Origin of the sequence: Niallia sp. FSL W8-0954 (genome assembly GCF_038005605.1) — a bacterium.
Taxonomy (GTDB): domain Bacteria; phylum Bacillota; class Bacilli; order Bacillales; family Cytobacillaceae; genus Niallia; species Niallia circulans_A.
In genome coordinates this window covers 3,145,804-3,166,019 of sequence record NZ_JBBOTN010000001.1, presented here as the reverse complement: position 1 = coordinate 3,166,019, position 20,216 = coordinate 3,145,804, and the positions used below count along the sequence as shown (strand labels likewise).

The following is a 20,216-nucleotide window of genomic DNA, read 5'->3' as shown; positions in this document are numbered from 1 at the left end:
CAGCTAGTTAGGGTAACTAAAATCTCTGTTTACATGCAATTTTGCCTGTATTCTACCTGTATTTATGTTAAACTAATTAACATGAGTGTACTTTTTTCATCATTCAGATTTTTACCTTGTCTAGAATAGGGAAGGCTGAACTGTGAGCCTCTAGAAAGTGTATAAACTAAGGGAGAGGATTATAAATGGAGAAACTGAAAAGAATAAGAGAAGCGCTGACAGAAGTTGGGGCAGAAGGTATTTTAATAACAAGTACCTATAATAGACGCTATGTAAGCAATTTTACAGGTTCTGCTGGAGCAGTCTTAATCAGTGGCGAAAAAGCGTTATTCATTACAGATTTTCGTTATGTAGAGCAAGCTGGGAATCAATGTATTGGTTTTGAAATCGTCCAGCATAAAGGAGCAATTTTGCAAGAGGTTGCTACTCAAGCAGAGAAATTAGGAATCAAGAAATTGGCATTCGAACAAGATTATACGACTTTTACTCAGTATAAGGAGTTAGAAACAGTAGTAAAAGGTGAATTAGTGCCTGTTTCAGGAATTATTGAAAAGTTACGCTTGATTAAGACAAATGAAGAGATTAAGATATTAAAGGAAGCTGCTAAGATTGCTGACGCTGCTTTCACCCATATTCTTGATTTCATCAAGGTCGGGAAAACAGAATTGGAAGTTTCGAATGAATTAGAGTTTTTTATGAGAAAATTAGGCGCCACTTCATCTTCCTTTGATACTATTGTTGCATCAGGAAAAAGATCTGCATTGCCGCATGGTGTAGCATCCGATAAAGTGATTGAAGCTGGTGATTTCATTACATTAGATTATGGTGCGTATTATAATGGATATGTATCTGATATTACGAGAACGATCGCTGTCGGTAACCCAGATGAGAAATTAAAAGAAATCTATGATATTGTTTTAAAAGCTCAACTTAAGGGTATGGAAGGCATTAAACCAGGTATGACTGGTGTCGAAGCAGATGCACTTACGCGTGATTACATAACTGAAAAAGGATATGGAGAGTATTTTGGACATACAACCGGACATGGAATAGGGTTAGAAGTACATGAAGGACCGAACCTATCCTTCCGAAATAGTGCTCCATTAGAACCAGGTATGGTAGTAACAGTAGAACCAGGAATTTATATTCCAGGTCTAGGTGGAGTGCGTATTGAAGATGATACAATTATAACCGAAGATCATAATGAAGCTTTAACCCATTCAACGAAAGAATTGATTATTTTATAGGAGGATTACTGCATGATATCAGTAAACGATTTTAAAACAGGTTTAACAATTGAGGTAGACGGAGGAATTTGGCGCGTATTGGATTTCCAACACGTTAAACCTGGTAAGGGTGCAGCTTTTGTTCGTTCCAAATTAAAGAATTTACGTACAGGTGCTGTTCAAGAAAAAACTTTTAGAGCTGGGGAAAAAGTGGCGAAAGCACAAATTGATAACCGTAAAATGCAATATTTATATGCAAATGGTGACCAGCATGTATTCATGGATGTTGAATCTTATGACCAAATTGAACTTCCTGAGGCTGTTATTGAATATGAATTAAAATTCTTAAAAGAAAATATGGAAGTCCATATTATGATGTACCAATCAGAAACATTAGGGGTAGAATTACCAAATACAGTTGAATTAGAAGTTACCGAAACAGAACCAGGTATTAAAGGGGATACTGCTTCTGGGGGTACTAAACCAGCTGTAATGGAGACAGGGCTAACTGTTCAAGTTCCTTTCTTCGTTAACCAAGGTGATCGTTTAATCATTAATACATCTGAAGCAAGTTACGTTTCACGCGCGTAAACAGGCAGGGAAATCAGAGGATATACTTTATTTTCCATTTGCTTTTCTTTCCATAATCATGTATGATAAAAACATAGAAGCTGCGTTGTACGTTATCGTATGAAGTTTCAACCTTTATCGATAATTAGGGAGTTCTATATTAAAGCAGGATCAGCAGGCCTAATGCCATTTGTCATTAGGACATATGATGAGAGCTTTTGCGAACACCCACCTGGTGGAGCAGGTTTTGAAACTCCATACATCAAAGCGGCAAATGCGGCAAAAAGAAGGAAACCATTGGTTTCCTTCTTTTTTTATTACTCTTTTTAAACCACAGGCTCTGCCTGTGTGAAAATAAAACTTGTAGAGTCGTATTAGAAAAAAACTCCAATCGTTATAATAGAAGATGGCCGTCAAACCAACTTCAAATAACGAGAGGAGTTCTGCTCATGTCGAGCGACAATAGTTTATCACATACAAGATGGAATTGTAAGTATCATATCGTATTTATTCCCAAATACAGAAGGAAAGTAGTATATGGGAAATTAAGAAAAGATATAGGTGCTATATTGAGAAAACTATGTGAAATGAAAGATGTAGAAATAATGGAAGCACATGCCATGCCAGATCATATACACATGCTGGTAAAAATACCACCGAAAATGTCTGTTTCGTATTTCATGGGATATTTAAAAGGTAAAAGTTCATTGATGATCCATGATAGACATGCAAATTTAAAATATAATCATGGAAATCGAACGTTTTGGGCGAAAGGATATTACGTAAGTACGGTTGGATTAAACGAAAAAACAATTGCAAAGTATATACGAGAGCAAGAAGCAGAGGACCGTTTGCGAGATAATATGAGCAAACGAGAATACGTCGATCCATTTAAAGATAAGTAGGGAGAGTAAACGGTTGGCGGTCAATTTAGAGGTCCCTTTAGGGGCTTCGTTGGTAAAGTGCCCTTATAGGGCGAAATTAAAACCGCCGGTTCTACCGGCGGATACTTACTTTAATCGATCGTAGAAACCACTAATTTTTCTATTTTTATAACTAATATTTACAGCTATTTTTAATAGCATAATTGTTATTATTAAAATATGTAAGCGCAATCATAAGTGTGAAAGGATTGATTCTTTATCAAAAAAACTATAAGGTGCATATTGCAAATGATCAATCAAGCGGCTGCAGAATGCTTAGTGATACTATTCATCCCGTAGGTGCAGAAGTATTGGCGACCTACTGGGAGACAGAACCAAAGCTGTGTAAAAAAATATCTGGTTCATTATAGATCATCGAAATAGCTTACTTTAAAGATAGGGGATAGTTAATGATGACAAAATTAATTAATCGTACCATAGCTGATCGTTGGGAAGATGGCCTATTAATTGGAAATGGAAAGATTGGGCTGGCACTATATGGAAATCCACATATAACTTATTTGGATTTTACAGTTCAAGACCTATTTCTAAAAGGTAATCAAATGCAAAAGCTACCATATTTAGCTCCCTATCTGGAAGAACTTCGCTCCATTATAGATATGCAAGGCTATAGGGAAGGAATTAGATATTTTTATGAGAGAGCCCAAGAACAAGGCTATAAGGGTTTAACGATGAGTGATCCTTTTATACCAGCTGCTAGGTTCCTTATAGAGATAAAACAAGCATCAATAGAAAATTATCAGAGGATCACTGATTTTCAAAATGGAATGATTCAAGTAACTTATGATTCTTCAATAGGAGGCAAGGTAGAAGAAACCTTATTTGCCTCCAAAAAGGAAAATTGTATTTTTGGTAAAATTAAAAGTGAAAAACCGTTAACTGGAAGCATTATTCCGGTTAATTGGAAAGAAATAAAAATGGAAGAGAAGATAACTGTCGCAGCGAATGGCAAGTTAAAATGGGAACATAGATATCAAGATCAAACTGGCTATGATGTAATCTGGTCTATCGATTCCACTGATGGGAGAATCATCTCTAAAAGAGATAGCCTGATGTTTCATGATTCTACCACCATTTATTTTACAATCCAATGCGTTGAAAAAAACAGAGAGGAAAGACAAGTCCGTTGTTATGAAAAGGCAGTTATTGAACACAAAAAAAGTTTTTCAAAAAAATTTAATGCTGTCAAACTTTTATTAACGGATGAACAAGGAACTATTTATCTTGAAGAAGTTCTTTCAGAAATGAGAACTAGAAAACAAATAACACCAGTATTTATGCAGCTTTTTTATCAAGCATCACGATATATCATTCAATCAATGGCAAATGGAATTCCGACATTGCAGGGAATCTGGTCGGGAACCTTACATCCTGCTTGGAGTGGTGATTATACATTTGATACAAATGTCCAGCTGGCTATTTCATCATTAGCAAGCAGTGGCTATTTTGCAGAATATCGCAGCTTTTTTGAACGATTAAAAAAGTATTATCCAGATTTTAGAGAAAATGCGCAATCCTACTATGGATGTCATGGATTTTTGGTACCTGCACATGCCAGTACTACAGCAAAACATGTACATTGGAATGAAGAATGGCCGCTCATTTTTTGGATATCAGGAGCCGGTTGGCTCGCTTACTTTTATCATGAATATTGGCATTATACAAAAGATGCAGCTTTTTTGAAACATGAATGCATCCCTTTTTATGAAGAAGTGCTGGCATTTTATTTAGACTTTGCACAGTGTAAAGAAGGAAAACTTCGCTTGTCCCCAAGCTATTCAGCTGAAAATGGAATGGGAGACAATACAACAATGGATATTGCGATTGTTAAGAGTGTGTTAAAGTACTATATTGAGGCGAAAACCCACTTGGGTGAAGAAGTGGCAAAGATTTATAAGCAATTTTATAAACAAATCCCACCTTATCGTTTGTTAGAGGATGGTGGTATAGCGGAATGGCTAGATCCAAGAACAGTAGAAAATGATAATCATCGTCATTTTTCCAATTTGTATCCGCTTTTCCAAACAAAAGAGATAAATCAAGATACACCGGAATTATGGGAATCTGCAAAAATAGCTTTTAGAAAACGAATGGATTCTTGGTTAAATAATATAGAAGGCGATACAACATCTTCCCATGGGAGAATGCACGCAGCAATGTGTGCGATTAGTTTAGAGCAAACAAAAGAAGTAACAGAATCTTTAGAAGCACTGGTGTTGGAAAACGCATTTATGGATTCATTGGCAACTGCCCATTATCGAGATAAAAATATATTTAATGTAGATGCGAATGGTTCTTTGCCGAAAGTAATTCATGATTGCCTAATTTATTCGGAACATGAGGATAGTGTCACGATCTTAAAGACGGTCCCTTACTTTTTAAGCAGAGGAAAGGCTACTGGTATTTGTTTACCCGATAATTTTTATGTCCAAGCTTTAGAATGGGATATAGAAAAGGGTGATGTTTCTATCACTTTAGAACAAAAGGAAAATCGCTTTCCAAATCTGAATTTAGGTAATCAATATCATGTGAAAAAGGAGACCACGCATCTAAAACAGTTAAATAAAAATATGTGGCAATATACTTGGACTTGTACTTTTGATACATGGGAAAAAAGATAAGTCTTTGAATAGTACTTGCTAGAAGATGTTATTAACAATGCAATAACGAATTAGACACAGATATCGTCTTCATCTAAAAATAGTGCTGTCTAAGTAGAGAGGCGATGAAAGATGCGTAGTAAATTTATACCTATAAAAAGAAGATTGATGCTTATGTTCTTAAGTGTAGTTATCCCAATATTTATTGTAGGGATTTATTTAACGATAAATATAAGGCAGGATATGATTAAGTCTCGAGAAAGAGATATACTAGTTGAAACCGAAAGAGTAAGGAAGGGGCTAGAAGATAATTTCACTTCCATTATCCAAATATCAGATTGGATATATCAGGATGAAGGCTTGGAAGAGCTTGTAACAAAAAGGTATGCCAATCCAAAAGAAATGATTGAAGGGTATAATGAATTCACTTTATTTGATTATTTTCTTAGGTATCATAGTAATTTAGCTAATATTCGATTTTTTGTAAATAATAAATCATTTATGACCAATTCGAACTTCGTTTTTGCTGATGAACAAATAAAAGAGATGAATTGGTATGAAATGGCTCTAGAGGGAAAAGGAAAGATTTATTGGTGTAATCTAGTAGACCCAGTAACAGAGAAACCTTTTTTGGCATTAGTCAGAAGTGTGTATAACTTGGAAAATCAGTTTCTTGGTATTCTTGCCATTTATGTGGATGAGTTATCGTTAATGGATATATTAAATTCGGCAACAATTGATAACGCTTTACTATTAGACAAAGAGCTAACGAATTTTCAATATACAAACCATACACCGAAAAACTACTTAACAAAACAATTGCAAAACAAAATGAAAAATCACCCAATAAATGTTGGGGAGACATATTCCATTGAAATGAAAGAAACAAAACCATTTATATTTTATGGGCAAATGTTAGATTTGCCTAAGTCCATTACGAATCATTTTCAAGTAGTGACAGTAATGAATAATCAAGAAATATTGAACGAAGTAAATAAAATAATGATAAAGAGCTATACAATTATTGGTCTTGTTATGTTACTAGTATTATTTGTTATTAAAAGATATACAAGTTCTATGGATAGAAGGATATTACAATTAAAAGATTCTATGCATAAAGTGGCAAACGGTGATTTTGATATTCCGATAACGATTGATGGCAATGATGAAATAAGAGATATCTATATTCAGCTTTATACAACAATGGAAAGCCTAAGAGATCTATTGCATAAAAATTATCAGCATCAATTACAAGAAAAAAGCTGGCAGCTGCAGCAGAAGGAATCGGAATTTAAATTATTGGCGAGTCAAATTAATCCACACTTTCTTTATAATACATTAGAAATGATACGGATGAGAGCATTAAAGAATAAGGATAAAGAAGTATCGGAAAGTGTAAAAATTTTAAGCAAACTATTAAGAAGATCCCTTGAAAATAATCAGCAGAAATATGTGAAATTAAGTGAGGAAATTGATTTTTTACTGCTTTATCTGCGAATTCAGCAGCTTCGCTTTGGAAATAGAATTAGATATGAAATTACATCAGATGTAAATACAGCACAATATAATATTCTTCCCCTTATCTTGCAGCCTATTGTTGAAAATGCATTTGTGCATGGGATTGAAGAAAAAGTAGAAAGTGGACTTATTCTAATAAATATTGTGCAAATGGAAGAAGCTATTCATATTTTTATTCAAGATGATGGCAAAGGCATATCGAAAGAAAAATTAATCGAAATTCAACAAATATTACATAAAGAGAAAATAGGAAACCGCATTGGCTTGAATAATGTGAACGAAAGAATAAAAAGAATGTATGGAAAAAAATACGGACTAACAATAACTAGTACAGAAGGGAAGGGAACGATTGTTAAAGTTACCATCCCAATAAAAGCATAGGGGGCGTATAAAATGAAAAAAGTACTAATTGTTGATGACGAGCCGGTAATTAGAGAGGGACTTCCTTATATTATTGATTGGCAGGAATATGGATTTGAAATTGTTGGTGCTGCTCAAAATGGGAAAGAAGGAATAAAACTAATTAATGAATACCAGCCTGATTTAGTAATAACAGATATACGAATGCCTGAGATGGACGGGTTAGAAATGATACAGACTGCCCAAAAGAGAGGAGAAACTTTTTATTCTATTATTCTATCAGGATATTCAGAATTTACTTATGCTCAAAAAGCCATTCGCTTAGGAACAGTATCATATTTGTTAAAACCAATAGATGAAGATGAATTAACAGATATATTGTTAGGGATACGCAAAGAAGTAGATAAACAGAAAGGGACGAATAATGATATCTACAATCTTCTAAGGAAAAATATTTTTGAAGGAGATTTTAAGCACTGTACGCTTGAATATCGTTTAGCTTGTTTAATTCGTTTTCCAAACCAATCAATAGCAAGGGAATTTCAGACAAGAATAAGGGAGAATAAAAACGTTCTTTGCTATTTATTCACACACGATGATTATACGTATGCTTTGACGCTAATTTTAGATGATTTTGATTTAGATACCGTGGAAAAGGAACTACTGTCTATAGCCAGTCAAGAAGGTGAAGTTATACTTCAGTCTTCATGGCAAAATAAAAGCAGTCATTTGAAGCAGCTATATAAAGAGATAAGAAAGTAAGGATATTACCTTTTCTTATGCCAACTTAGGGGTTATTTCAAATGAAAGGATAAAAAGTTTACAAGCTAAAACTCATTTTACAGGAAATATACCAGAGCAGCTGTTAAAGGATATTTTGTATGATGGAGATCTTGCAAATTCTTTATTTAAATATAAGGAAAACTTCCGTTATCATCCCCTCCATGAAAATGAAATCAAATGGAATGTCAGTAAGGAGTTACAAAGTGTTGTAAATAACGTGATAGATACTATTAACCCAACAGATAGAGAGCGCTTGCAGGAAGTGGCGAATACTGCTGAAAGGAGTATTGCAAGAAGTAGGACGATGGAACAGTTAATGAAGGAAATGGAAAATAGTTATCGTGTGTTACAGCAAATTGTGAATGAAAGCTTTAATAGAATTAATACGATCCAAGAAATAGAAAGATATACACAAAAACACTATAAGGAAGATTTAAATCTAAAAATTATATCAGAGCACTTTAATTATAACAACGCTTACATCGGCAAGAAATTCAAAAAAGAAACAGGAAAAAGCTATTCTCAATATTTAGATGAAATACGAATGGGCAAAGCAAAACAACTACTAAAAGATTCTAATTTGATGATTTATGAGATTGCAGAAAGAACAGGTTATGCTAATTTGGACTATTTTTATAAAAAGTTTAAGCGACACTGTGGCATGTCACCAAATGAATACCGAAAATTACAAGGCAATGGGTGAAGCGATGAACAGTAGGCAGCTTTATCATATTCTAAATTACATATCCACTTTCTTTCTTTTGAATCTATGTTTTGTATTCAGTAATATATTATTCTTTACTGCTTTACTACTTTTTCCATTTTCCCTAGAAAATATTATGCTGTTTTATATATCACTTCTCCCTATGGGAGCAAGTCTCACTGCCCTTTTCTCAACTAACGGACGATTGTTAAGAGAAGGTGGTATTACTCCAGTAAGAGATTTTTTCATGGATTATAAAACAAATTTTAAACTCAGTTTTATTTATTGGTTTATACAGTTAACCATCCTTTTTATCTTATTTATTGATTTTTTTTATATGCTACAAAAAAATAATTTAATACTGGCTTGTGTAGTTGCTATTCTTTTAGCAATCGTCTTTATCACCACAAGTATTGGTCTTAGTGTATTAAGCCGATTTGAAAGTAATATGAAAACACTATTAAAAACAGGACCATTTATATTGTTGCGATTTCCAGGAAAAGCATTTTTACACTTGTCCACTTCTGTTATTCTTATTGTTTTTTTTTACTATGTCCCCGCTGTATCCTTTTTATTTGCTTTTAGCCTGTTCGGCTTTATTTTAATGTATTATACAAATCCGGTGCTGTATCAGCTAGAGAAGGAGTTAAAAAAATGAAAACCAGTCCAAAAAACTATCTATATATTTTTATCCCTTTCGTAATGTGTCTGTTGGTAAGTTGCAATCAGGAAAGTGAACATGCTTCTCCCAAACAAAGCAGCATAAACTTAAAAAACATCGAGCAGGCAAGTGAGTTGCATATTAAACAACAGGACAGTTCGATAAAACTCAGCAAAGAAGGAAGTGATTGGACTGTAAAGGAACAGACTTTCCAAGATGATATGGCAAATCAATTTGTGCTAGCTTTTTCAAATATGAGAGGAGATAAAGTGAAAGAGCAGAATGAAATGGATTTATTATTCGAGGTGGCAGCAGATCAATCACAAATGAAGTTATATAAAAAGAAAAATCAATATTATTTAGTGAGACAAAACCAAACCTATCAGCTTTATAATGTTCCAAATCTTGTGAAATACTATTCGCCGGTCATTTTTTCGGAAAAGAAGGCATTTCCGCTAGAAGCAGATCAGATAAAAAAAATTGAATTTCGGGGAGAGCGAGATCATTATTCCTTGAGTAAACAAACTGATTATTCATCTGTAGAAAAGGCCCCCTTTATAAGTGGATGGTTTCTTCATGACTATTATTCACACGACTATTCAGTGGAATACAAAAAAATGGATGAAATCTTATCTACACTTACACATTTAAAAGTATCAGATCCATCAAATGAAATCGATCAAAGTAAGCTGATCAATTGGAAGGAGATTATTATTCAAGAAGAGGGCAAGGAATATACTTTAAAATTGTTAAAGGATGAAAATAATCAATACTATGCTACCGTTAATAAAGAAAAAAATTTGTTTGTCGTTCCAAAAGGGCAAATCGAAAATTTAGTAAATCGCCCTTTTTCTATTATCGATAAGTTTCTGTGCCTTATTATGGCAGATGCTTTGAACAAGTGGACAATTGAAGGCAAACAATCAGAGCAGATAACTGCTATCCATCGACTTAATAGTACATCAGACAAGATTATTTCTACCTTTCAATTGAATAATAGCAATATAGATGAAGCAGACTTTCGAAATTTATATCAATATATTGCTGTACTATCTGCAAATAAGGAATATAAAGGAGAAGCATTAGAAAAGAAACCTTATTTGAAAATGGCGTATGAGTTTGCGTCTGACGGAAGAGAACATAGTCGAAAACTAGAATTTTATCCTTTGAAAACAAATAATAACATGTTTGCTATTAAAGAGAATGGCAATATTGATTTTGTTATCAAAAAAGACCAATTAGTAACGATGCTTAAGCAAGTTAATGAATTTGATTAATCGAGCAATTAGATGGCTGAAATTCTTTCATATAAGGTAGTTTAGAAATATATCCAATAGACAAATTGGTAGCAGTACTTCTAGAAGATAAATTTGCATCTTATCAAAGTGCTCATTCAGCCATGAGCACTTTTGGTTTATTTTAAAGAATATATCAATAAATTAAACGCTTTCAAAACACTATTTTTTACTACTTACTACACTAAGAATTACTATTAAAAATGAAAGCGTATCCAATTATACTTTATTTATAAAGAAGTTACTTTAGATAGGGAGTGGGGAGAGATGGAGATAGCACCTCTTGTTAAGCAAGAAAAAAAGCCCCAAAAGGAGAAAAAAATAACCTGGAAAAAGCTGAAAGATCAAAAAGTACTTATCATCATGGCACTACCCTTGGTAATTTGGCTTATCATTTTTTGTTATCTACCCCTTTTTGGATGGATTATGGCTTTTCAAGATTATAAGCCAGCATTAGGAGTACTAGAATCTCCATGGGTTGGTCTCAAGCATTTTAAAGCGCTGTTTGAGGATGAATTATTTTATCGGGCATTAATTAATACATTGGGTATGGGTGGATTAGGAATTGTTTTTGGAACCGCAAGCTCAATTGCTTTGGCTCTCTTATTAAATGAGCTGCGATTCACAAGATTTAAGAAATTTACACAGACCGTATCATATCTTCCGCATTTTGTATCGTGGGTAATTGTAGCAAACATTGTAACTACCATGCTTTCAACAAATGGAGCATTGAATGAATTATTATTGTCCCTCCATATCATTGATACCCCAATACAATTTATGAGTGATCCCAATAAGTTTTGGTATATTGTCACATTCTCTGATGTTTGGAAAGAGATGGGGTGGAATGCCATTATTTATCTCGCCGCAATGGTGAGTATCGATAAAGAAATGTATGAAGCAGCTTGGGTAGATGGAGCAAGTCGCTTTAAACAAATGATCCACATTACACTTCCATCTATCAAACCTATTATCCTTATATTACTAATTTTGAGTATTGGCAATCTTATTAATATTGGATTTGAAAAACAAATGCTGCTTGGAAATAATATCGTAGCAGATAAAGCGCTTGTACTGGACAAGTATGCTCTTGATTACGGTATTGGTATGTTTAGATATTCCTATGGTACAGCAATAGGAATTTTTAAATCAGTCGTTAGTATTATTCTTATCTTTATATTTAATAATATTGCCAAAAAATCAGGAAATGGCGGACTTATGTAAGGAGGCTAAAATGACAAATTTATTCAGGAAGAAAAAGAGCATAAATCGACCTACTGGCTTTGATTTAGTCATTGGAGCAATAATGATTATCATCATTATCGCCACACTCTATCCATTTTTAAATGTTCTAGCTATTTCATTAAATGATTCAGTGGATACAGCTAAAGGTGGATTGCGCATTTTGCCAAGGGAATTTACTTTTGCAAACTATATAGAAATCTTCAGCAATAATGATCAACTGCTGTTAGCCTTTACCAATTCTGTTTTAAGAACAGTCATTGGTACTATAGCAGGAGTTTTATGTACATGTGTAATGGCTTATGTCATTAGCCGAAAAGACTTCATCTTTCGAAAACATCTTACAACATTATTGATCGTTACGATGTATGTCAGCGGCGGACTAATCCCTGGATATATTTTAATTCGCAATTTAGGATTGATTAACAGTTTTGCTGTCTATATTATTCCAGCATTACTAAGTGCTTTTAATGTAATCGTTATAAGATCCTTTATTGATAGTTTACCAGATGCACTGGAAGAATCAGCAAAAATAGACGGAGCAAATGACTTTGTTATATTTTACAAGATTATTATGCCGTTATGCATTCCAGCGATTGCCACAATAGCTCTTTTTATCGCTGTTGGTCAATGGAATAGCTGGTTCGATACCTATTTATATGCGAGGGGGAATGTTAATCTAACAACACTACAATATGAATTAATGAAGATTTTAGACAATGCTAGTGCACAATCAACGGGAAATGTCAGTAATTCAGCTATGGAGCAATTAAATGCAGGAAAAACTACTCCAGAATCTATTAAGATGGCAATCACTATTATTGCTACTGTACCAATATTGCTAGTATATCCATTTCTGCAAAAATATTTTGTTTCAGGATTAACATTAGGAGCAGTGAAAAATTAATCAGCTAGGTTAGCCTATTTTGCTTATTATTAGGAGGGATTTTTTTATGAAATGGAAGAAAATGATAATGGCAGGTTCGGTGTTATCGGCAAGTCTGTTACTTGCAGCTTGTAATAAAGCTGTTGATTCAGAAAAAGAGAAAGATGGAGACATAACAACCCTAACGTTTTTTAGTGCGGATTTAACGAAGGATGACAAATTTGATAATCCGGTTGCTAAAGAAATTACCAAAAAAACAGGGGTAAAATTAGAAATTTCTCATCCGGTTGGTGGCGATACACAAGCAGTTCCTTTAATGATTGCTAGCGGCGATTATCCTGACTTAATTTTTGGCAAAGGCGATCTTAATAAATTAATTGATGCTGGAGCTGTTATCCCATTAGATGAACTGATTGAAGACAAGGGGGATAATTTGAAAGCTCTGTATGGTGATCAACTAGTCCGCCTAAAGAACAATACAGAAGATCCGCAGATTTACCATGTGGGTACAGGCGGCATGACGAATACAGTATTAAATCCTAGCGGAACATTTAAAATACAATTAGAAGTATTAAAAGAATTAGGCTATCCAGAGATTAAAACTTTAGAAGATTACGAGAATGCTTTAAAAGCTTATAAAGAAAAGTATCCGCAAATCAATGGACAAGATACGATTGGCTTATCTTTATTAGGTAGTGACTGGAGATGGCTCATTACAGTAGGAAACCCAGCAGGATATGCATCTGGATATCAGGATGATGGGCAATGGCTGGTGGATGAAAGTACAGGCGAGACAAGATATAAATTCCAAGATGAGAAAGTAAAAGAGTACTTTAAATGGCTCAACCATATGTATGATGAAGGATTAGTAGATCCAGAGAGTTTTACTCAAAAATATGACACATACATTGCAAAAATATCTTCGGGCCGTGTCATAGGTTTAGCGGATCAAAACTGGGATATAAATGATGGAATTGCGGCTCTTAAAGCAGATGGACAGTCGTGGAGAACTTATGCACCACTTCCTGTGACATTAGAAGAAGGTATTTTACAGCCAGATACAAAAGACTATGGATATACAGGCACGGTTGGTGTTTCCATTTCCTCTACAAGTAAACAACAAGAAAAGGCTTTTGGATTTTTAGACTGGATGGCGTCAGAAGAAGCACAAATCTTAGTTAACTGGGGGATAGAAGGAGAAAACTATGAAATCAAGGATGGAAAACGTGTTGCGACCGATATTAAAGAATCGCAAACAGATCCTAATTATTCCCTTAAAACAGGAGTCGGGAACTATATTTACCCGTTTCCACAATGGGGAACAGGAGCAGTTGACTCCACTGGGCAACCAATATCAAGGTCTGATACGAAAGAATTAGCCATGTCGAATTATACGGAGGAAGAAAAAGAGGTTATAAGTAGTTATGGTCATGAAGTGTGGGCAGACTTCTTCCCATCTCCAGATGAACTAGGTCAGACAAAGCATGGTCGTGCTTATGAAATAGCTATTCCAGCAAGCAGTGATTTGACAGTGATTCAACAAAAGGCAGACGACTACACAACACAAGCAATTACTGATATTATCATTTCCCCTCCAAGTGAGTTTGAACAGAAATGGTCAGAAATGCAAACAAAATTAAAGGAGATGGGGATTGATAAAGCTAGTTCGGATATGACTGGATTAGTAAAAGATCGAATGGAGTTATGGGAGAATTAAAGATTTACTTTTTTGGGTGAAACATCTGGGAAATAAAAACTATTTCTTCTTAAAACGACTCTGTTGGAACAAAGCAGAATAGTTTTTCCTATCTTTCTAATGTTTCATCCCTTTAAGGGGAGATTGGTTATGGCTGTGATAAGTTTTGATGTAGGTGGAACATTTGTGAAATATGGACTAATTGAACGCTCTAACATTGTCCAAAAGGGCAAATTCAAAACAGATAGACATGACAAAGAAAGTTTTCTATCTAGTTTGACTGCAAAAATAGTAGATTTGAGCCTATTAGCATCTATTAAAGGGATAGGTATAAGCTTTCCTGGATTTATAGATTCAGTAAATGGAGTTCCTATTCTAGCAGGTGCAATTACTTCTATTAATGGAGTAGATATAGTAAACGAATTAAAGAAAAGATTAACAATAGATTGTCCAATCTATATAGAAAATGATGCGAATTGCGCCGCGCTAGCAGAAAAGTATAACGGTGCAGCAATCGATATTAATGACTTTATTCTCTTAACACTGGGGACTGGAGTTGGCGGCGCGATTTACTATCAGAACCAAACAATAAAGGGCCACTCTTATCGAGCTGGTGAATTAGGCATGATGCTTACAGATTATGGGAGATTCCCAAATAAAACACTTCATGAGTTAGCATCCACAAGCGCACTTATTAGCCTTTATAAGGGAAAATATGGACTCCCACCTGAAGCGGAAATAGCTGGCGAAGAAATATTTTCTTTAGCAACAGATCATAAAGTAAAAGAGATAATTAGAGAGTGGTGCAAGTACGTTGCAGTAGCGATATTTAATTCTGTCGTTATTTTCAATCCCGAAAAGGTCCTAATTGGTGGCGGCATAAGTCAAAATCCTGCACTATATTCTTATATAAAGGAGGCATTAAACACAATACCATACTGGCAAGATTTCATGGTACCTGTACAAATATGTAAGCATTATAATGATTCGGGCTTATGGGGGGCATATATTTTAGTTGAAAACCATTTAAAGCAAGGGGAGTGTGAAAGGAATGAAATTTCTTAATGGCGGATGGTTAGTTAAAGACGGTTTTGAAGTGAACTATGCTACACATGTGTATTCGACAAGACAATCAAAAAATATCTTAACTTTATATGCTCCTTTTTCCTATATAAATCATAAAGGGGCAACATTAGATGGAGGGATGATGACTGTTGAACTATTCACTCCACATCCAGATATAATTGGTGTCAGAATGTACCATTATAAAGGAACAAAAAAGCTTGAGCCGCATTTTGTTATCAATAAAAAAGAAATTGTTCCAGATATTTCAGAATCGGAATCTACCTATTCTTTTGTTGCCGGGGATTTAAGTGCCATTGTGACAAAGGGAGAAACCTTTACGATTACTTTTAAATATAAGGGACGAATTCTTACAGAAAGCAATCCGAGAAGTAAAGGATATATTAAAGATCCACAGGGAGATTACCATATCAGCGAACAATTGTCTATTGGTGTAGGAGAGAACATTTATGGTTTAGGGGAACGGTTTACCCATTTTGTGAAAAACGGGCAAACAGTCGAAATTTGGAATGCGGATGGTGGGACTGGTACGGAACAGGCATATAAAAATATTCCATTCTACGTAAGCAACAATGGGTATGGTGTATTTGTGAATACTCCAGGCAAAGCTAGTTTTGAAATTGGAAGTGAAAAGGTTTCGAAGGTGCAATTTAGCGTACCTGGTGAAATGATGGAATATTATGTTATTGGTGGCGGAGATCTAAAGCAAGTGTTAGAAAATTATACTGACTTGACAGGGAAACCATCAATGCCACCCGCATGGTCCTTTGGTCTTTGGTTAAGCACTTCCTTTTTAACTGATTATGATGAGAAAACAGTTACTTCTTTTGTTGATGGAATGGCAGAGCATGATATTCCTTTAGAAGTTTTTCATTTTGATTGTTTATGGATGAAAGAATATGAATGGTGTAATTTTACTTGGGATCAAGATATCTTTCCAGAACCTGAAAAGATGTTAGCGAGGTTAAAAGCGAAAGGATTAAAAATCTGTGTGTGGATTAATCCGTATATTGGCCAAAAGTCACCTTTATTTGATGAAGGGATGGCAAAAGGCTACTTCTTAACAAAAGCTAATGGTGATATTTGGCAATGGGATAAGTGGCAAGCAGGAATGGCAATTGTGGATTTTACCAATCCTGCGGCTGTGAAGTGGTATCAGTCCCAGTTAACCTCTTTGCTTGATATGGGAGTCGACTCTTTTAAGACAGACTTTGGCGAACGAATACCAATAGATTGCGTTTATTATGACGGGTCTGATCCGGAAAGAATGCATAATTACTATGCCTATTTGTATAACGAAGTAGTTTATAACCTTTTAGTAGAGGTGCGCGGAAAAGAAGAAGCAGTAGTATTTGCCAGGTCTGCATCCGTTGGTTCGCAAAAGTTTCCGGTACATTGGGGTGGGGATAATACTTCTGATTATCCATCAATGGCTGAGACGCTTCGGGCAGGGTTATCTTTTGGTCTTGGCGGTTTTGGTTATTGGAGTCATGATATCTCAGGATTTGAGGCAGGAGCAACGCCAGATATTTATAAAAGATGGACGCAGTTTGGTCTATTATCTTCCCACAGCCGCTATCACGGAAGCTGGGAGTATAAAGTGCCTTGGATGTATGGAGAAGAGGCAGTGGAGGTTACACGCACCTTTACAAAATTGAAACTGAGTTTAATGCCATATTTAATTGCTCAATCTGTATATACTGCAGAAAAAGGGATACCTATGATGAGACCAATGGTTTTAGAGTTCCCAGATGATATATCCACTCATACTTTAGATCGTCAATACATGCTCGGAGATAATCTATTAGTAGCACCAATTTTTAGAGAAGACGGCAAAGTTAATTTTTATGTCCCAGAGATAAAAGGTGTTTGGACCAATTATTTAACAGGAGAATTATATGAAGGTGGTCATTGGTATGAGCAATCGTATGATTATTTTACACTGCCGTTATTGGTCCGCCCAAATAGCATTATTATCGAAGGAAGCTGCAAGGAACAAGCAGTATATGATTATACGGAAAAGCCGAAGATTCACGTATTTGATTTACATGAAAACCAACTCCTTTCAGCTGCAATATATAGCAAAGATGGGGAAAAACAAGCGAATGTCATGGTATCGAAAAAGCACGGGCGGTATGAAATAGAGGTTACTGGCATAAATAAATATGAAATTATTTTACATGGAGTAACGGATATTCCTCCAGCCCCAGAAGTGAAGGTAGAAAATAATTCCACCCGGATTATTTCATCAAAACAAAAATGGACACTTGGCTAAACGAGTAGAAGGGTTAAGGAAAAGGAAGGGACAGAAGTTATGTACCATAAACAATTGGATGACTTTCCAGCCGATTTTCTATGGGGGGCTGCATCTGCTGCGTACCAAATTGAAGGAGCTTGGAATGTTGATGGAAAAGGACCGTCTATTTGGGATACTTTCTCTAAAATAAAAGGAAAAACATATGAAGGAACAACTGGAGATGTAGCCGTCGATCATTATCATCTATACAAGGATGATGTGAGATTGATGGTAGAAATGGGTTTAAAGGCATATCGCTTTAGCATTTCTTGGAGCAGAGTAATCCCAGATGGAGACGGTCAGGTGAATGAAGCAGGTTTATTATTTTATGAAAGATTAGTAGATGAGTTATTGGTTAATAAGATTGAACCGGTTATCACTCTTTATCACTGGGATTTACCACTATCATTACAGGAGCGCTTTAATGGCTGGGAGTCTCGAGAAACAATTAAAGCCTTTAAAAAATATTGTGAAGTGTTATATCGTAGATTGGGAAAAAAGGTTACTTACTGGGTATCCATGAATGAACAAAATGTTTTCACCACACTTGGTTACCGATGGGCCATACATCCACCTGCGGTTACCGATTTAAAAAGAATGTATGAAGCCAATCATATTATTAATCTTGCAAATGCGGAAGCAATTAAGTTATTTCATGAAATAGTACCGAATGGAAAGATCGGACCAAGTTTTGGGTATGGACCGATGTACCCTTTAAATGCAGATCCAGCTAATGTATTAGCTGCAGAAAATGGCGAGGCATTTAACAATGATTGGTGGCTAGATGTATATTGTAAAGGAACTTATCCAAAGTTTGTCAAGAAACAACTAGAGAGACTTGGAATTGCTCCCACCGTTTTGAAAGAAGATGAAATTTTATTAAAATCCGCTAAACCAGACTTTTTAGGTATTAATTATTACCATGGTGGTACAGCACAGCAAAATCGACTGGAGCTTGCTGACAAGAATGGCGAAAAAGAATTTTCAGGAACTGATCCATATTTAATGCAGCCTAAAAGCGGCCAAGCAGTATCTCCAGAGATTCCGATGTTTAATGCAGTCGACAATCCATATTTGCAAAAGACAGATTGGGGATGGGAAATAGATCCAATTGGTTTTCGAATCGCATTAAGAAGAGTACAGGCAAGATATGATTTACCAATTTTTATTACTGAAAATGGCTTAGGTGCTATTGACACAATCGCTGAGGATGGCCGCATAAAGGATCATTACCGTATTGATTATTTAAAAAAGCATATAATAGAAATGAAAAAAGCAATAACAGATGGAGTGGACATTATCGGGTATTGCGCATGGTCCTTTACTGATTTATTAAGTTGGTTGAATGGATATAAAAAACGTTACGGTTTTGTTTTTGTAAATAGAACGGAGCATGAAGAAAAGGATTTAAGAAGGATACCGAAAGAAAGCTATTATTGGTATAAGCAGCTTATTTTAGAAAATGGTGTGTCGATTAAATAGCGGAAAACAACCCCCTGTTTTAAAGAAATTAATAAATATACTTAACTCAAACTTCTATTTCCAAAAAATAAGAGTTTGTCTACAGTCTAAGAGTAGGATAAATATAAATTATCCTACTCTTAGTTTTTGGCCAGGGTAAATTTTGTCTACATTTTTCAATTGATTCCATTCCTTTATTTTTCCCGCACTTGTATGAAAATTTTTTGCTATTCGGCTGACTGTATCTCCTTTTTTCACCACATAATAGACAGCCTTTTGGGATGGTATTTTAATTTTTTGTCCGACATTGATGATATCTTGGTTTTCTATCTGGTTAAAAGCACGTAGAACTTTAATTGTTGTCTCATATTTTCTGCTAATTTGATACAGGGTATCTCCTTTTTTTACAATATATTCTGTATTACGTGAGGGGGTTGTATTAGAATCTGATTCGAAATATGGTAATGGATTGACTGCGTTAGATTTATTGATATTCCAACGACCAATGTGTAATTCAAAGTGCAAATGCTGACCTGTTGATTCTCCTGTACTCCCCATAATGCCAATAACTTGTCCTTTTTTTACATAATCGCCAACCTTCACTTTTCGAGATCCTCTTTTCAAATGCGCATACACTGTTTCATATTCTTGTCCAGATATTTTATGAAGAATCATAATGCATTCTCCGTAACTCGCCGAGTAATAGGATCTGCTGACAATCCCGTCAGCACAAGCTTTAATTGCATTGACGCCATTGTGGGCAAAATCTATCCCAAAGTGCATGTTTTTACCAGTTGCACGAAATTCGTTTGATATATATGTCACGGAAGTTGGTTTAGAAAACATATCATATCACCTCATGATAGCATATGATGAAGTGCTTATAATTGGT

The 20,216-nt window shown here is 35.0% G+C and carries 17 protein-coding genes and 1 other RNA gene; 17 read left to right on the top strand and 1 reads right to left on the bottom strand.

What is annotated here, in order from left to right:
- Positions 1 to 185 precede the first annotated feature (185 nt).
- The 17 genes from NX902_RS15690 to NX902_RS15610 all read left to right on the top strand — a co-directional run bounded on the left by NX902_RS15690 (position 186) and on the right by NX902_RS15610 (position 19,345).
- Complete coding sequence (locus NX902_RS15690; protein WP_095332811.1) at positions 186 to 1,247, top strand: M24 family metallopeptidase; 1,062 nt, start codon at positions 186 to 188, stop codon at positions 1,245 to 1,247.
- 12 nt (positions 1,248 to 1,259) lie between these two features.
- Complete coding sequence (gene efp / locus NX902_RS15685; protein ID WP_047941155.1) at positions 1,260 to 1,817, top strand: elongation factor P; 558 nt, start codon at positions 1,260 to 1,262, stop codon at positions 1,815 to 1,817.
- 74 nt (positions 1,818 to 1,891) lie between these two features.
- Positions 1,892 to 2,083, top strand: a non-coding RNA gene (ssrS, locus tag NX902_RS15680) — 6S RNA.
- A 162-nt stretch (positions 2,084 to 2,245) separates the two neighbouring features.
- Positions 2,246 to 2,701 (top strand): IS200/IS605 family transposase, encoded by a 456-nt coding sequence (tnpA, locus tag NX902_RS15675; protein WP_095330205.1) that lies wholly within the window; start codon positions 2,246 to 2,248, stop codon positions 2,699 to 2,701.
- A gap of 227 nt (positions 2,702 to 2,928) precedes the next feature.
- On the top strand, positions 2,929 to 3,090 hold the full coding sequence (locus NX902_RS15670; RefSeq protein WP_163186012.1) for a hypothetical protein: 162 nt from the start codon (positions 2,929 to 2,931) through the stop codon (positions 3,088 to 3,090).
- A gap of 42 nt (positions 3,091 to 3,132) precedes the next feature.
- On the top strand, positions 3,133 to 5,361 hold the full coding sequence (locus tag NX902_RS15665) for a glycosyl hydrolase family 95 catalytic domain-containing protein (RefSeq protein ID WP_204259851.1): 2,229 nt from the start codon (positions 3,133 to 3,135) through the stop codon (positions 5,359 to 5,361).
- 111 nt (positions 5,362 to 5,472) lie between these two features.
- Positions 5,473 to 7,239 (top strand): cache domain-containing sensor histidine kinase, encoded by a 1,767-nt coding sequence (locus tag NX902_RS15660; protein WP_163186018.1) that lies wholly within the window; start codon positions 5,473 to 5,475, stop codon positions 7,237 to 7,239.
- 12 nt (positions 7,240 to 7,251) lie between these two features.
- The gene (locus NX902_RS15655) at positions 7,252 to 7,980 is read left to right on the top strand and encodes a response regulator (RefSeq protein ID WP_341160834.1); all 729 of its coding nucleotides are present in this window, start codon (positions 7,252 to 7,254) and stop codon (positions 7,978 to 7,980) included.
- Between the two features lie 115 nt (positions 7,981 to 8,095).
- The gene (locus tag NX902_RS15650) at positions 8,096 to 8,704 is read left to right on the top strand and encodes an AraC family transcriptional regulator (RefSeq protein ID WP_341160833.1); all 609 of its coding nucleotides are present in this window, start codon (positions 8,096 to 8,098) and stop codon (positions 8,702 to 8,704) included.
- A complete protein-coding gene (locus NX902_RS15645) occupies positions 8,673 to 9,362 on the top strand; it encodes a DUF624 domain-containing protein (RefSeq protein WP_163186026.1) in 690 nt (229 codons plus the stop codon). The genes NX902_RS15650 and NX902_RS15645 overlap by 32 nt, the downstream gene beginning before the upstream one ends.
- Positions 9,359 to 10,642, top strand: a complete 1,284-nt coding sequence (locus tag NX902_RS15640) for a hypothetical protein (protein WP_095332818.1) — start codon at positions 9,359 to 9,361, stop codon at positions 10,640 to 10,642. The genes NX902_RS15645 and NX902_RS15640 overlap by 4 nt, the downstream gene beginning before the upstream one ends.
- Before the next feature lie 285 nt (positions 10,643 to 10,927).
- On the top strand, positions 10,928 to 11,884 hold the full coding sequence (locus NX902_RS15635) for an ABC transporter permease (RefSeq protein WP_095332819.1): 957 nt from the start codon (positions 10,928 to 10,930) through the stop codon (positions 11,882 to 11,884).
- A 10-nt stretch (positions 11,885 to 11,894) separates the two neighbouring features.
- Positions 11,895 to 12,809, top strand: a complete 915-nt coding sequence (locus NX902_RS15630) for a carbohydrate ABC transporter permease (RefSeq protein WP_095332820.1) — start codon at positions 11,895 to 11,897, stop codon at positions 12,807 to 12,809.
- Positions 12,810 to 12,855: 46 nt separating this feature from the next.
- Positions 12,856 to 14,505, top strand: coding sequence for an ABC transporter substrate-binding protein (locus NX902_RS15625; protein WP_123257917.1), 1,650 nt, complete (start codon positions 12,856 to 12,858; stop codon positions 14,503 to 14,505).
- Between the two features lie 129 nt (positions 14,506 to 14,634).
- A complete protein-coding gene (locus tag NX902_RS15620; RefSeq protein ID WP_163186035.1) occupies positions 14,635 to 15,549 on the top strand; it encodes an ROK family protein in 915 nt (304 codons plus the stop codon).
- On the top strand, positions 15,536 to 17,842 hold the full coding sequence (gene yicI, locus NX902_RS15615) for an alpha-xylosidase (protein ID WP_123259228.1): 2,307 nt from the start codon (positions 15,536 to 15,538) through the stop codon (positions 17,840 to 17,842). The genes NX902_RS15620 and yicI overlap by 14 nt, the downstream gene beginning before the upstream one ends.
- Positions 17,843 to 17,881: 39 nt before the next feature.
- Complete coding sequence (locus NX902_RS15610; protein ID WP_341122990.1) at positions 17,882 to 19,345, top strand: glycoside hydrolase family 1 protein; 1,464 nt, start codon at positions 17,882 to 17,884, stop codon at positions 19,343 to 19,345.
- Positions 19,346 to 19,453: 108 nt separating this feature from the next.
- Here the strand turns inward: NX902_RS15610 and NX902_RS15605 are convergent, their stop codons facing one another.
- Positions 19,454 to 20,170, bottom strand: a complete 717-nt coding sequence (locus NX902_RS15605) for a LysM peptidoglycan-binding domain-containing protein (protein ID WP_341122989.1) — start codon at positions 20,168 to 20,170, stop codon at positions 19,454 to 19,456.
- Positions 20,171 to 20,216: the final 46 nt, after the last annotated feature.

Coding starts and splice junctions, on each gene's coding strand:
- NX902_RS15690 (WP_095332811.1), top strand. CDS start 186: ATGGAGAAACTGAAAAGAATAAGAGAAGCGCTGACAGAAGTTGGGGCA.
- efp (WP_047941155.1), top strand. CDS start 1,260: ATGATATCAGTAAACGATTTTAAAACAGGTTTAACAATTGAGGTAGAC.
- tnpA (WP_095330205.1), top strand. CDS start 2,246: ATGTCGAGCGACAATAGTTTATCACATACAAGATGGAATTGTAAGTAT.
- NX902_RS15665 (WP_204259851.1), top strand. CDS start 3,133: ATGACAAAATTAATTAATCGTACCATAGCTGATCGTTGGGAAGATGGC.
- NX902_RS15660 (WP_163186018.1), top strand. CDS start 5,473: ATGCGTAGTAAATTTATACCTATAAAAAGAAGATTGATGCTTATGTTC.
- NX902_RS15655 (WP_341160834.1), top strand. CDS start 7,252: ATGAAAAAAGTACTAATTGTTGATGACGAGCCGGTAATTAGAGAGGGA.
- NX902_RS15645 (WP_163186026.1), top strand. CDS start 8,673: ATGAATACCGAAAATTACAAGGCAATGGGTGAAGCGATGAACAGTAGG.
- NX902_RS15640 (WP_095332818.1), top strand. CDS start 9,359: ATGAAAACCAGTCCAAAAAACTATCTATATATTTTTATCCCTTTCGTA.
- NX902_RS15635 (WP_095332819.1), top strand. CDS start 10,928: ATGGAGATAGCACCTCTTGTTAAGCAAGAAAAAAAGCCCCAAAAGGAG.
- NX902_RS15630 (WP_095332820.1), top strand. CDS start 11,895: ATGACAAATTTATTCAGGAAGAAAAAGAGCATAAATCGACCTACTGGC.
- NX902_RS15625 (WP_123257917.1), top strand. CDS start 12,856: ATGAAATGGAAGAAAATGATAATGGCAGGTTCGGTGTTATCGGCAAGT.
- NX902_RS15620 (WP_163186035.1), top strand. CDS start 14,635: ATGGCTGTGATAAGTTTTGATGTAGGTGGAACATTTGTGAAATATGGA.
- yicI (WP_123259228.1), top strand. CDS start 15,536: ATGAAATTTCTTAATGGCGGATGGTTAGTTAAAGACGGTTTTGAAGTG.
- NX902_RS15610 (WP_341122990.1), top strand. CDS start 17,882: ATGTACCATAAACAATTGGATGACTTTCCAGCCGATTTTCTATGGGGG.
- NX902_RS15605 (WP_341122989.1), bottom strand. CDS start 20,170: ATGTTTTCTAAACCAACTTCCGTGACATATATATCAAACGAATTTCGT.